This is a genomic window from Mycobacterium sp. (assembly GCF_049281135.1).
In the GTDB taxonomy this organism is placed as follows: Bacteria; Actinomycetota; Actinomycetes; order Mycobacteriales; family Mycobacteriaceae; genus Mycobacterium.
Map to the genome: position 1 here is coordinate 1 of NZ_JBAPRN010000819.1, position 12,742 is coordinate 12,742.

A 12,742-nucleotide genomic window follows, 5' to 3' on the forward strand; every position below is an offset into this window, starting at 1 on the left:
CGCGACGACTTCGTGGCTGAGGTCTCATTTGCTCTGAACGGGTTTACCGCGACTCAGCACCTCAGTCCCAACCATGTCATCGAATTCGATGACATCGATCCCGATCGAGCGATTTGCCACTCCTACATGTTCGCCCAGCATCTGCTTGAGGGCGCCGAGGCCGGGGACTACTACCTATTGCGTGGCTCCTACACCAACCACATGTGCCGCACCGACACCGGCTGGCGCATCGAACGCATTGTCCAACACCGCAGCTGGGAGTACGGCAACACCAATGCTGTCGCTGAGGCCGTGGCCCGTTCCCTGCCCGATTAGTGAGCTGCGGCGCCTGGATTCGCCTGCCTAAGGTTTGTTAGTCACCTGAGCCGCCGGCCGCCGCAAGCTGTCGGCGAACACGTCGAGGTAGCGGCGCCGCTCGGCATCCCAACGCCCGGCCGGTGCCAGCGCATAGACGCCGTCGATGCCGGCCTTGGCCGCGGCGAACGCCGCCCGGGGTCCGTCGACGAAGCGGCTCGCCCAGGCCGCAGCGGCGTCATACACGCCGTCCGGAGCCACCATCTCGTCGATCAGACCCAGCTCCAGGGCCTCTTCAGCGTCGAAAAACCGGCCGCTGTAGACCAGCTCCTTCGCGCGACTGGCCCCGACCGTGCGGACCAACCGCGCCATGCCGTCGCCGCCGGGCACCAAGCCGGCCAATATCTCCGTCGCACCGAACCGCACGTTGTCGCCGCTCACCCGCCAATCTGCGGCCAGCGCCAGCCCCAAGCCGGCGCCCAGCGCGTATCCGGTGATCGCGGCGACGGTCGGCTTGGGGATCGCCGCGACGGCGTCGACGGCAGCGCGGTGCACGCGCACCCAGCTGTCGACCTCCGACGTGGTCAACGTTCGCAGCTGGGGAACGTCGTCGCCCGCGGAGAAGATCTCGTGGCCACCGAAGAGGACGACGGCCGCGACATCTTCGCGGTTGCTGACCTCGGCGGCGGCCTGCTGCAGCTCCCGATAGACCTGCCGCGTCGTGGCGTTGGTCGGCGGCCGCGACAGCGCCAAAGTCCCCACGCCCGGATGGCGCGTTCCCAGGCGGACGCTGACGAACTCGCTCAAATCCGCCACCCCAATCCGCCGGCTTTGCGGGCCCGGTGATACCGGTCGGAGTCGAAGAACTCGAAAATCCAGTTGTCGCCGTCGATTTCGAGGTTCGGTTGCACGGTCACGATCTGACGTTCGACGGCCAGCACGTCGGCAACCGTGCGCCCGTTCAGCGAATCCAACTGAGTCCAGGTCGGCGGCAGCAGGAAGCAGCGGCCGGCTTCGAATTCGGCGATGGCCGCCTGCGGCGTCGCCCACTCCGCCCGGTCGGATTCGGTGTTGTCGCCGTCGGCGCGCTGACCTTCCGGCAGCGCCCCGACGAAGAAGTAGGTGTCGTAACGACGGGTGCGCTCGTTTTCGGGTGTCACCCAGTTGGCCCACGGCCGCAGCAGATCGGCGCGCAGGACCAGGTTTTCGCGGCGCAGGAAGTCGGCGAACGACAGTGTCCGGTCGGCCAGCGCCCGACGGGATTCGCGGTAGACCGATGCGTCGCCGACGATGGCGCGCGGGTCGTCGGCCGGGCCGGCGAACAGCACACCGCACTCTTCGAAGGTCTCGCGCGCGGCGGCGCACACCAGCGCCTCGGCCAGCTCATCGTCGGTGCCGAAACGCTGTGCCCACCACGCCGGCGGCGGCCCCGCCCAGGCGATGTCGGCGTTGCGGTCGCGATCGTCGACGCCACCGCCGGGGAACACCACCGTTCCGGCGGCGAATTCCATTGCAGCGTGGCGCCGCATCAGGAAAACGGCGATGCCGGCTGGGTTCTCTCGGAGTTCGCGCACCAGCATCACGGTCGCGGCCGGCCGGGCCGGCAACGGGACGTACGAGTCGTCAGTCATGAGTGCCTCCGATGGGCCGCGCGGCCACGAAAGCGCCGGGCGAAGTAGCGCCCGTCGATCACGTCAACTGCAATCGATTGGCCGAACGCCGCGGACAGATTGTCTCCGGTCAGCACGTCGGACAGCAAACCTGCCGCGACGACCTGTCCCTCGGACAACAGCATGCAGTGGCTGAAACCGGGCGGAATCTCCTCGACGTGATGGGTGACCAGGACCAGCGCCGGCGCGTCAGGATCGGCGGCCAGATCGGCCAGCCGCGATACAAGTTCCTCGCGCCCGCCCAGGTCGAGACCGGCCGCGGGTTCGTCGAGCAGCAGCAACTCAGGGTCGGTCATCAACGCCCGTGCGATCAGGATTCGCTTGCGCTCACCTTCCGACAGGGTTTCGTAGGTGCGGTCGGCCAGGTGCTCGGCGCCCAGGCTTTCCAACATGTCGATCGCCTGGTGGTAATCGACGTCTTCGTAGCGTTCCCGCCAGCGGCCCAGCACCGCGTAGCCGGCCGAGACGACCAGGTCGCGCACCACCTCGTTGCCCGGAATCCGTTGCGCCAGCGCCGAGGAACTCAAACCCACCCGCGAGCGCAGCTCGGACATGTCGACCCGGCCGAGGCGCTCCCCCAACACGTAGGCGACCCCCGACGAGGGATGCTCGGCGGCCGCGGCGATACGCAGCAACGACGTCTTGCCGGCGCCGTTGGCCCCGATGATCACCCAGCGTTCGTCGAGCTCGACCGACCAGGTCACCGGCCCGACCAGGGTGTGGCCGTCGCGGCGCAGCGTCACATCGGTGAAGTCGACCAACAGATCGGGGTCGACTGCCTCGCTCCCGGTTTCGGCCACCCGCCCATCGTGCCGTACCGCGACGCCATCACGGCTGTCGGGTCGCGCCGCTACTCCGGTGGGATGTCGACGCGGCGCACCACGCCGTCGAGCGCGTCCGCGGCCTCGATCTCGCCGCGCGTCACGCCGAGCAGAAACAGCACCGTGTCCAGGTAGGGGTGGCTCAGAGACGCATCGGCGACTTCCCGCAGCGCGGGTTTCGCATTGAACGCCACACCCAGGCCGGCCGCGGCCAGCATGTCGATGTCGTTGGCCCCGTCACCGACGGCGACCGTCTGCGCCATCGGCACCCCGACCTGATGAGCAAAGTCCCTGAGCGCCTTGGCTTTACCCGCGCGATCGACGATCTGACCGATGACCCGCCCGGTGAGCTTGCCGTCGACGATCTCGAGCTCGTTGGCGGCAACGAAGTCCAGCATCAGCTCATGCGCCAACGGCTCGATGACCTGCCGGAATCCGCCGGAGACCACACCCACGTGGTAACCCAGCCGGCGCAGCGTGCGGATTGTGGTCCGCGCACCGGGGGTCAGCTCCACGGCTTCGGCGACCTCCTCGAGCACCTCGGCGGGCAGGCCCGCCAGCGTGCCGACCCGCTGATGCAGCGATTCGGCGAAGTCGAGTTCACCGCGCATCGCGGCCTCCGTGATCGCGGCGACCGCGTCCAACGCTCCCGCGCGGGCGGCGAGCATCTCGATGACTTCCTGCTGGATCAGCGTCGAGTCGACGTCGAACACGATGAGCCGTTTGGCGCGCCGCGCGATGCTGTAGTCCTCCAGCGCCACGTCGACGCCGACGTCGGCGGCCACCCGGGTCAGCACTTCCTGCAGCTGCCCGCCGACCCCGCGCGGCACCGACACCCGCAGTTCCAGGCCGGTGACCGGATAGTCCGACACGCCGCGGATGAGGTCGATGTTGACGCTCAGAGCGGCCACCTCGTGGGCAACCCTGCCGAACGCTTCGGCAGTGATCGGCCTGCCCAGCACCATGATCGTGTGCGTCGAGGGGTCCTGGATGACCGGCAGATCGTCGCTGCGCTCGATGGTGACGTCGAGGCCAACGGCGTGGATCGCCGCTTCGACCTGATCGCGTAACTCCGTGGCTTCGTCCAGCGGCGCCGACACCAGTACGCCGAGCGTCAGCCGGTTCCGGATCACCACCTGTTCGACGTTGAGCAGCTCAACCTCGTGTCCCGAAAGAACTTCGAAGAGCGCCGACGTCACGCCTGGCTTGTCGTGACCGGTGACGGTGATCAACGCCGACACCTTGCGGGGCGTACTCACCCCAAATTGCCGCCGCTAGCGCCCATTACGTGCGAACGCTGACGTCGTCGGCTCGGGTGACGTCGCCGTCCGACGGCCCGTGGGCCCGGCCCACGTGCGCCTCGGCGCGCAGTCGGTCGACCATGTGCGGGTAATGCAGCTCGAATGCCGGCCGCTCCGAACGGATCCGGGGCAGCTCGGTGAAGTTGTGCCGCGGCGGCGGGCAACTGGTCGCCCACTCCAGCGAGTTGCCGTATCCCCACGGGTCGTCGACCGTGACCACCTCGCCGTAGCGCCAGCTCTTGAAGACGTTCCAGACGAACGGAATCATCGACACACCAAGGATGAACGCACCGATCGTCGACACGACGTTGTAGGGCTGGAACCCGTCAGTGGGCAGGTAATCGGCGTAGCGACGCGGCATCCCGAGGTCGCCCAGCCAGTGCTGGATCAGGAACGTCGTGTGGAAACCGATGAACGTCAACCAGAAATGCAGCTTGCCCAGTCGCTCGTCGAGCAGTCGGCCGGTCATCTTCGGGAACCAGAAGTAGGTGCCGGCGAAGGTGGCGAACACGATGGTGCCGAAGAGGACGTAGTGGAAGTGCGCGACAACGAAGTAGCTGTCGGTGACGTGGAAGTCCAGCGGCGGGCTGGCCAGCAGCACACCGGTGAGGCCACCCAGCAGGAACGTGATCATGAAGCCGATCGAGAACAGCATCGGCGTCTCGAACGTCAACTGCCCCTTCCACATCGTGCCCACCCAGTTGAAGAACTTGATCCCGGTCGGCACCGCGATCAGGTAGGTCATGAAGGAGAAGAACGGCAGCAGCACCGCGCCGGTGGCGAACATGTGGTGCGCCCACACCGCGACCGACAGTGCGGCGATCGACAGCGTCGCGTAGACCAGCGTGGTGTAGCCGAAGATCGGCTTACGCGAGAACACCGGGAAGATCTCGGTCACGATGCCGAAGAACGGCAACGCCACGATGTAGACCTCGGGGTGTCCGAAGAACCAGAACAGGTGCTGCCACAACAGAACTCCGCCGTTGGCTGAGTCGTAGATGTGCGCACCTAGATGGCGGTCGGCGGCTAGTCCGAACAGTGCAGCGGTCAGCAGCGGGAAGGCCAGCAGCACCAGGATGGACGTCACCAGGATGTTCCAGGTAAAGATCGGCATCCGGAACATCGTCATACCCGGCGCCCGCATACACACGACGGTGGTGATCATGTTGACCGCGCCCAGGATGGTGCCCAGACCGGCGACGATCAGGCCCATGATCCACAGGTCGGCGCCGGCGCCCGGCGAGTGGATGGCGTCGGTCAGCGGCGTGTAGGCGGTCCAGCCGAAGTCGGCGGCACCGCCGGGCGTGATGAAGCCCGCCATGCCGATCGTCGCGCCGAACAAGAACAGCCAGAACGAGAAGGCGTTCAGGCGCGGGAACGCCACGTCCGGCGCCCCGATCTGCAACGGCAGCACCAGGTTGGCGAAGCCGAACACGATCGGCGTCGCATAGAACAGCAGCATGATCGTGCCGTGCATGGTGAACAGCTGGTTGAACTGCTCGTTGGACAGGAACTGCAGTCCCGGCGCAGCCAATTCGGTGCGCATCAGCAGAGCGAGTAGCCCGCCGATGAAGAAGAAGATGAAGCAGGCGACCACGTACATGATCCCGATCAGCTTGTGATCGGTGGTGGTGATCAGCCGGTAGATCAGGTTGCCTTTAGGGCCTGTTCGCGGCGGGTAAGGACGACTAGCCTCGAGTTCTCCCAGCGGGGGCGCTTCGGCAGTCAAGAGCTCCTCCAAACGTCGAGCAGGGCAACCGGGATCAGTGGCTTTTGAGTCTAGCGTTCGAGTGGGCGCCGCGACGGACAGGTCCTACAAACTGTCGTAATAAGCCGGTGAACACTTTTGCCGGCTGCCGACGCGTGCTGGCGGAGTCGGTCTCAGCTGGCCAGATGTTAACGTCGGACCGTGCTGCTCAGGGCTATGCGACCCGCGTTGGCCGCGGCCGCCGCCACAGCAATTGCGGCCGCCACAGGCGGCGGCTGCACCTCCGGGTCATCCGGCGGAAACGGGGCGTCGTCGGCGTCGGTGATCACCAGTACGACCCAGATCGCTGGTGCCGGCGTGTTGGGCAACCAGCGTCGGCCCGACGAGTCGTGCGCACCGGAACCAGCCGGCGCGGATGCCGGGCCGTCGACGCGGACCGCCCACAACGCGGCCGGGGTCGAGCCGGACACCGCTGAGGTTCCCGACGATCCGCAACGCATCGTCGTGCTCTCCGGCGACCAGCTCGACGCCCTGTGCGCGCTGGGCCTGCAGTCGCGGATTGTCGGAGCCGCGCTGCCGGACGGGTCGTCGGATCAGCCCTCGTATCTGGGCACCGTCGTGCACAAGCTGCCGGGCGTCGGCACCCGCAGCAACCCCGACCTAGCCGCGATCAAGGCCGCCAAGCCGGACCTGATTCTCGGCTCGCAGGCCCTGACGCCGAAGCTGTATTCGGCACTGGCCGCCATTGCACCGACGGTGTTCACCGGGTCGCCGGGCGCGGCCTGGCAGAACAACTTTCGCGGGGTCGGCGAGGCGACCGCGCGCGCCGACGCCGCGGGCGATGTGATCGACCACTTCACCACGAAGGCACACGACGACGGCGCCGCGCACGATGCCGGCCACTACCAGGCCTCCGTCGTGCAGTTCACCGAGAACGCCATCCGGATCTACGGAACCGACAACTTCCCGGCCAGCGTGTTGACCACGATCGGCGTTGATCGCCCTGCGGCGCAACGGTTTACCGACAAGCCCTACATCGAGGTGGGCAGCACTGACACCGACCTGGCGAACAACGCGGACTTCTCCAAGGCCGACGCGGACATCGTGTACGTGTCGTTTGACTCGCCGGCCGCCAAAGACCGCGCGCCCACGATCTTCGACAGCGACTCGTGGCGCAGGCTCGCGGCCACCCGCGACAACCGGGTGTTCGTGGTCAACAACGAGATCTGGCAGACCGGTGAGGGCGTGATCGCCGCTCGCGGCATCATCGACGACCTTCGTTGGATCAACGCGCCGATCAACTAGCCGTAGAAAACACCCGATCCGCCGGAATTCCTGGTAATCACCATTAACTTCGGCTAAGAAGATGCGATGACGCGGATCACTGTGCAGACGTCGCTCGCGAAGGTAGCGACCGTCGGGTTGTTCGTGGGCATCGCGAGCGTGCTGAGCAGCCAAGTCGCCCGCGCAGACGACCCGCTCGCTGGGAGCGACACGGCGATCATCCTCGGTGGAACCACCGAACCGACGCCGTCGACCGCCTTCGCACAGGCCGCCGAGAATCTGTTTCTGAACCCGCTGGGTTTCGACGGTGGCGCGACCTCCTCGACGGTCTGCGACATGATCGGGACCGACCCATGTGCCGCGCCGTTGCAGGTGCTGACGACACCCGAACTGATCCAGCAGGGCCCGAGTAGCCTGACGGCCGCGGACGACGTCGTTCTCGCCGTGGAGAACGAATTCACGGCCAATCCAGGCACTTTCAGCGCCTCGGACCCGCTGACGATCTTCGGATACTCCCAAAGCGCCACCGCCGAGTCCATCGCTATGAGCCGACTCGAAGCGGACGGCATCCCCAGCGCGGACCTGCACTTCGTGTTCATCGGTGACCCTTCCCTCGCGGACACCGGGGTATGGCCGAATCTGGTGCCGGACCTCGACTCGCTATTCGGGGCAAGTGAGACGAACACGCTTCTCACCGATCTCGGCTTTGACCAAGTTCTTGGAAACGTGACGCCGGGTGATCTGTACCCCACGACCATCTACTCGCTGGACGGCGATGGGGTCGCACAGTTCCAACAGGACTTCGAATCCGGAGGTCTGCTGGGAACAATCGAGGGCCTGTTCCTCCAGCACGTCGAGTACCTGGGGTTGACGCCGGCCGAAATCGCTGACGCGACCATCACCACCAACGGCGCCGACCTCACCTACGTCGACATCCCCGACAACTTCAACAACGGTGACGCGTGGCTCAGCGCAGTATTCGAGCACGGGGCCGCCGGCAGCGGACTGCTCGAGAGCGTGGTGCAATCTCTCGACTTCTATTTGACCAACGCGTTCTGACCTGAGTCGCGGCGCACCGCGCAGCGGTGCATCCAACATCTGGCCGGCGATGTGAGATCGAACGCACCGACGAGAATACATAGCCTGTCTATGCTAATGTTGATGGCGTTCAATAGAATTCGATAGCCAACATAAGCGCATGCATAAGGATCAGCCGATGAGCACCGTTTCCGCTTACGCCGCCTCCGACAAGACGGGGCACCTGACCAAGACCACGATCGAGCGACGCGACCCCGGCCCGCACGACGTCGCCATCGACATCAAGTTCGCCGGCATCTGCCACTCCGACATCCACACCGTCAAATCGGAGTGGGGTACGCCCAACTACCCCATCGTGCCCGGCCACGAAATTGCCGGCGTCGTCACCGCCGTCGGCTCCGACGTCACCAAGCACAAGGTCGGCGACCACGTCGGGGTGGGCTGCATGGTGAACTCCTGCGGCCACTGCAGCAGCTGTGCGGCCGGGCTCGAGAAGTACTGCAAGAACGGTGCGACGTTTACCTACAACACCATCGACAAGGACGGCACCGTCACGCAGGGCGGATACAGCCAGGCGGTCGTCGTCAACGAGAACTTTGTCCTGCACATCCCCGAATCGCTGCCCCTGGACGCCGCGGCCCCGCTGCTGTGCGCCGGCATCACGCTTTTTTCGCCGCTGCGGCACTGGAAGGCCGGCCCGGAAACCCGGCTGGCGATCATCGGGCTGGGCGGCCTCGGACACATGGGCGTCAAGCTTGGTGCCGCGATGGGCGCCGAGGTGACGGTGCTGTCGCAGTCGCTGAAGAAGATGGAAGACGGACTGCGCCTAGGCGCCAAGCACTACTACGCCACCGCCGACCGCGACACCTTCAAGACGTTGCGCAGCAGCTTCGACCTCATCCTGAACACCGTGTCGGCGAACCTGAACCTCGGCGACTACCTGAACCTGCTTGACGTCGACGGCAGCCTCGTCGAGCTGGGTATCCCCGAGCACCCGATGGAGGTGCCGGCCTTCCCGCTGGCGCTGGCGCGTCGCAGCCTGTCCGGGTCGAACATCGGCGGCATTGCCGAGACCCAGGAGATGCTGGACTTTTGCGCCGAGCACAACACGCTGCCCGAAATCGAAGTCATCCAGGCCGATTACGTCAACGAAGCCTATGAGCGGGTGCTGGCCAGCGACGTGCGATACCGCTTCGTGATCGACGTATCAACTCTGTGAGTTAGCCCCTGAGGCCGCCGTCGTGTCGGCGTCGTCGCCGTGATCGTTGATACCGAACAGCGGCCATCCGGCGGCGGCGAGCCTGGCGGCGACCCGCGCGATGTTCTCGGGGCCGGCGTCGTAATGAGTCATGTCGGAGATGAAGTCCGCGATGACGTCCCGGTTGACGCTGTCGTTCGACAATTCTTCCTCGTCGATCGAGTCGACGACTTCGGTGATCTCTTCCTCGCTTAGTAGCGGGCTGCTGCGTAACAGCTCCAGCAGCGCGAGCCGGTCCGGGCCCGGAACGCCGTCGGGGTAACCGACCTGCAGCCAATGGATCACTGAACGGAAGAAGTTGGCCGCCGAGGCCGCCGCTGAAGAAGGGGTTAACGCCACGCCACCAGTGTCACGGCTGCAAGGTCGGCGATGCCACTTTCGCCACCCGCTATTTTCACAATTCACGCGGCGTTCACGGAATGAGCTGCTGCGGGCCGAGAAGTTCCAGTCCTTTAGGCGAGGCTGTTGCCCCTGCGGTCGATCGTGAGGATCTTGCCGGTCACGCTGCTCTCGTCGAGCTCACGGAGCCCAGCAACGACGGACGCGGTGCTGACCAACCGCGGGAAGCTGTTCGGCGCGATGGCGTTCACGCGCACGCCGATCGCAGCGAACTCATCTGCCATGTGCCGAGTCAGCGCGTTCATCCCGGCCTTGGCCGCGGCGTAGACGCTCTGTCCCCTGCCGGTGTAGACATTGGTCGCGGACGTGCTGCTCACATTGATCCACGAGCGGTTGTCTGCGCGGTTGGCCATGTCATCCTTCTGCCAGAACTCGCGCGCCACTAATGCCGCGAGCCTTAGGGGGACAACAACATTGAGCTTGAGCTGCTCCTCGGCGCTGTCGCTGACCGCGTCGCTGCCCAGGATGGACCCGAACCCATATCGGACGGCCGCGTGGATGACCACGTCGATCCGGTCGAAGCGCGCTAGTGCCACCTCTACGACGCGGGCCAGGTCCGCATCCCGCGAGAGGTCCGCTTGCACCGCAAACACGGGATGGGCGTTCTCCGGGGGATCGCCATTCTCTTGGGAACCGCCGGGCGCAAGGGGGTCGACCATGCGCTGTAACTGGCTGACGACAGCGGGCGGACGCGTCCGGTACACGGCGACGATGTCGTAGCGGTCCGCGTAAGCGCGGCAGAACGCGGTACCGAGCCGGCCGCTGGCACCGGTCAGCAGGCACACCCGTTTCAGCGCGACCACCGCACGATCGACCGCTCGCCCCAACGCTCTACGGCTTGCTCGCGCTCGCGGTGCAGCCACAGGATGACGCTGTCCCTAGCGCCGACCCGGTTCGACAGGAAACGGTGGTAGGACCAGGGCGTGCACTCGAAGAGCAGCAGCGAGTTGCTGACCGGGGCGATCGTCTGCGCTGCGACGGCGCTGCGATGTGCGTATAAGGCGCACTCGCCGCCGTTTCCCTTTTTCCACGGCGCGTTGTTGAGGAAGTAGATCATCGCGACCGCGCGTGTCCTCTCAACCGGCGTGATCCCGGGTGCGTGCGGCTTGCCGTGCTTGTAATCGCACAGGTCCGATGAGACGCAATTGATGCCATCCGCGCGGATGGCGCCGCGCACGTCCGCGCGGGTGTCCGCGGTAGTGGGGAACCAGCCCGGGTTGAGGTCGTTGTGGACCGTGCCGTCCCTACTACCCGGCTCGTGATGGTGCAGGGCGGCGCTGACGTCGTCAGTCACCCTGACGTCCGCCACGCCGGCGAGCAGTTCGTGCCAGCCACGTGAGACGAAGAACGACAGCGGGCCGTCAATGTCCGGCGCCAAGTGATGGATATAGGCGTCGTATCCGCTGCTGTGCCGAAACGCCTCACCGAGTCCGCGCGCGAGCATGCCGCGGAAAGCCTCCTCAAGCTCGGCGTAGAAATCGGGTGTAAAGACGTCGGTTGCGACGAAGTGCGCGAATGGTCGGTCGCGCCGCCACCAGCGTCGGCTGCGGATCACCGCCGCCGGCTCCGGCGCGCATGTGTCCTGTTGGATTGCCTGGGCCGTCACGACAGCATGTAGTGCGTGGTGAGAAGGTCGCGAACACGGTCGAGAGACTCGGCCTCCGCGCGGGTCGCGGTCTTCTTCTCGGCCTCGACGCGGCCGACGGCGCCCTTCTTGCCAAGGATGCCGCTCAGCACCCCTGCGCCCGCGAGAAGTGCCTCGTCCAACGTCTCGCCGCGCAGCCGGTCAAGCACCGGCCGCACCGCGGGCAGGCCGATGTCGATCAGTGCGCCGACGGCGGGAAACGTCGTTTCGATCGGGGGCGGCCGGAGCCGGGCCAGCTCGAAGAAGCGGTACTCCAGTCGCGAGACGAGGTAGGGGCACTGGTCGCGCGCCTGCAGTTTGCCCAGCAGCCGGAGGCAGTCATGGACCGTGCCGCCCTTTCGCCCCTGGATGATGTACTTCTCGGCGATCGCCTGAATGTCCTCGTACGGTACGTCCCGGTTGCGATGAATGTTCTCGGCCGCTAAGCGCCTGGTCCCGGCATCATCTGATGCGAGTGCTTCAAGATCTGTCACGATGAGCCCCTTCCTTACTGCAGATCCCAGGTAAGGGGCGTCGGGTACGACGCAGCGCCAACTTCGTTGTCGTGGGCGACGTCGTTGATCCGCACCCAGGTGTTTCCATCGGGAGCGGCGGTCTGCTGCATCGAAATCCTCATGTAGTAGTAAGAGATTTCCGAACACCGCACAGCCTCCCCTTGCGCGAGCACGGATGCGAACGCTTTGAAATTGGCACGTGCGCGGAAGATTGTCCCCTTCGGCTGTATCGCGTCTGGGCCCTCTTTGAGTGCGAGACCGGGAGTGTCAAGGCCGAAAATTGTGGTTCCCTTCCAGGGCGGATACACGTCCGCCGCCGGATCATCGCACAACATGCGCGTCTTGATGTCATTGCCCGGCGGGATCGTGGCACTGAATGACTCCGGCGGCCGCCAGAGGTTCGCACCACGGAAGACGCTGACCTCTACGTCGCGGTCGAGGTGGAGATCGGAGCCCGGGAATTTGAATTTGTTCGGGTGGACTGTGCCACCCGCTTCAGTACCGAAGCCCCAGTGGTCCTGGAAGTCCTGGAACCCGAGTTTGAAATTCTTGTCGATCGTGTAGTTCTGGTAATTGTCTCTTTTTGCGTTCTTGTCGGAGACATTGTCAGTCTCTTTCCACCGGACGACCGGTTTGTCGACCCACACCACGGTGAACCGAACCGAGCTCAGCTCCTTCCTGCCCGCGCTGATCGAAATCTTCACATCGCCCATTTGTGCGCTCTCTTTGACGCCTTGCACCCAGAGATTCTTCGGTGGGTCCAGGTCCGAGGCTTTGTATGCCATGGGGAGGGTGAGCTTGGTAGCCCCCTCATCATTCTTGTCGCCAGT

General features: G+C 65.5%; 14 protein-coding genes. 4 read left to right on the top strand and 10 right to left on the bottom strand.

What is annotated here, in order from left to right; translation table 11 throughout:
* Positions 1-315: nuclear transport factor 2 family protein (locus WAN02_RS32615; RefSeq protein ID WP_422269494.1), on the top strand; the 315-nt coding region annotated here is incomplete at its 5' end.
* A 27-nt stretch (positions 316-342) separates the two neighbouring features.
* On the opposite strand, the gene WAN02_RS32620 is transcribed toward WAN02_RS32615, so the two are convergent.
* Genes WAN02_RS32620 through ctaD form a run of 5 tightly spaced genes read right to left on the bottom strand, consistent with a single transcriptional unit; the run spans position 343 to position 5,815 of the window.
* Positions 343-1,110 (bottom strand): enoyl-CoA hydratase, encoded by a 768-nt coding sequence (locus WAN02_RS32620; protein ID WP_422269495.1) that lies wholly within the window; start codon positions 1,108-1,110, stop codon positions 343-345.
* The gene (locus tag WAN02_RS32625; RefSeq protein WP_422269496.1) at positions 1,098-1,925 is read right to left on the bottom strand and encodes an NUDIX hydrolase; all 828 of its coding nucleotides are present in this window, start codon (positions 1,923-1,925) and stop codon (positions 1,098-1,100) included. Before WAN02_RS32625 ends, WAN02_RS32620 begins: the two co-directional genes overlap by 13 nt.
* Positions 1,922-2,764, bottom strand: a complete 843-nt coding sequence (locus WAN02_RS32630; protein WP_422269497.1) for an ABC transporter ATP-binding protein — start codon at positions 2,762-2,764, stop codon at positions 1,922-1,924. Before WAN02_RS32630 ends, WAN02_RS32625 begins: the two co-directional genes overlap by 4 nt.
* Positions 2,765-2,814: 50 nt before the next feature.
* Positions 2,815-4,044 carry a phosphoserine phosphatase SerB gene (serB, locus tag WAN02_RS32635; RefSeq protein WP_422269498.1) on the bottom strand — a complete coding sequence of 410 codons (1,230 nt, stop codon included), beginning with the start codon at positions 4,042-4,044 and terminating at the stop codon, positions 2,815-2,817.
* Positions 4,045-4,069: 25 nt separating this feature from the next.
* Positions 4,070-5,815, bottom strand: a complete 1,746-nt coding sequence (gene ctaD / locus WAN02_RS32640; RefSeq protein ID WP_422269499.1) for a cytochrome c oxidase subunit I — start codon at positions 5,813-5,815, stop codon at positions 4,070-4,072.
* 195 nt (positions 5,816-6,010) lie between these two features.
* Between ctaD and WAN02_RS32645 the strand changes: the two genes are divergently transcribed.
* From WAN02_RS32645 to WAN02_RS32655, 3 genes are all read left to right on the top strand, one after another.
* Positions 6,011-7,099, top strand: a complete 1,089-nt coding sequence (locus WAN02_RS32645) for an iron-siderophore ABC transporter substrate-binding protein (protein WP_422269507.1) — start codon at positions 6,011-6,013, stop codon at positions 7,097-7,099.
* Between the two features lie 66 nt (positions 7,100-7,165).
* Positions 7,166-8,137 carry a PE-PPE domain-containing protein gene (locus tag WAN02_RS32650; protein WP_422269500.1) on the top strand — a complete coding sequence of 324 codons (972 nt, stop codon included), beginning with the start codon at positions 7,166-7,168 and terminating at the stop codon, positions 8,135-8,137.
* A 157-nt stretch (positions 8,138-8,294) separates the two neighbouring features.
* Positions 8,295-9,335: an NAD(P)-dependent alcohol dehydrogenase gene (locus WAN02_RS32655; RefSeq protein ID WP_422269501.1), complete on the top strand. Its 1,041-nt coding sequence runs from the start codon at positions 8,295-8,297 to the stop codon at positions 9,333-9,335.
* Here WAN02_RS32655 and WAN02_RS32660 read toward each other — a convergent pair.
* The 5 genes from WAN02_RS32660 to WAN02_RS32680 all read right to left on the bottom strand — a co-directional run.
* Positions 9,324-9,713 carry a DUF3349 domain-containing protein gene (locus WAN02_RS32660; RefSeq protein ID WP_422269502.1) on the bottom strand — a complete coding sequence of 130 codons (390 nt, stop codon included), beginning with the start codon at positions 9,711-9,713 and terminating at the stop codon, positions 9,324-9,326. The genes WAN02_RS32655 and WAN02_RS32660 overlap by 12 nt on opposite strands.
* Positions 9,714-9,826: 113 nt before the next feature.
* Positions 9,827-10,558: an SDR family NAD(P)-dependent oxidoreductase gene (locus WAN02_RS32665; RefSeq protein ID WP_422269503.1), complete on the bottom strand. Its 732-nt coding sequence runs from the start codon at positions 10,556-10,558 to the stop codon at positions 9,827-9,829.
* A 5-nt stretch (positions 10,559-10,563) separates the two neighbouring features.
* Positions 10,564-11,379, bottom strand: a complete 816-nt coding sequence (locus tag WAN02_RS32670; RefSeq protein ID WP_422269504.1) for a 2OG-Fe(II) oxygenase — start codon at positions 11,377-11,379, stop codon at positions 10,564-10,566.
* Positions 11,376-11,891: a hypothetical protein gene (locus tag WAN02_RS32675; RefSeq protein ID WP_422269505.1), complete on the bottom strand. Its 516-nt coding sequence runs from the start codon at positions 11,889-11,891 to the stop codon at positions 11,376-11,378. The genes WAN02_RS32670 and WAN02_RS32675 overlap by 4 nt, the downstream gene beginning before the upstream one ends.
* Before the next feature lie 14 nt (positions 11,892-11,905).
* Positions 11,906-12,742, bottom strand: an 837-nt coding sequence (locus tag WAN02_RS32680) for a hypothetical protein (protein WP_422269506.1), incomplete at its 5' end; no start/stop codon positions are given.

Excerpts from the sequence above, each read along its gene's own strand:
- WAN02_RS32655 (WP_422269501.1), top strand. The coding sequence starts at position 8,295 with ATGAGCACCGTTTCCGCTTACGCCGCCTCCGACAAGACGGGGCACCTG.
- WAN02_RS32650 (WP_422269500.1), top strand. The coding sequence starts at position 7,166 with ATGACGCGGATCACTGTGCAGACGTCGCTCGCGAAGGTAGCGACCGTC.
- WAN02_RS32645 (WP_422269507.1), top strand. The coding sequence starts at position 6,011 with ATGCGACCCGCGTTGGCCGCGGCCGCCGCCACAGCAATTGCGGCCGCC.
- WAN02_RS32625 (WP_422269496.1), bottom strand. The coding sequence starts at position 1,925 with ATGACTGACGACTCGTACGTCCCGTTGCCGGCCCGGCCGGCCGCGACC.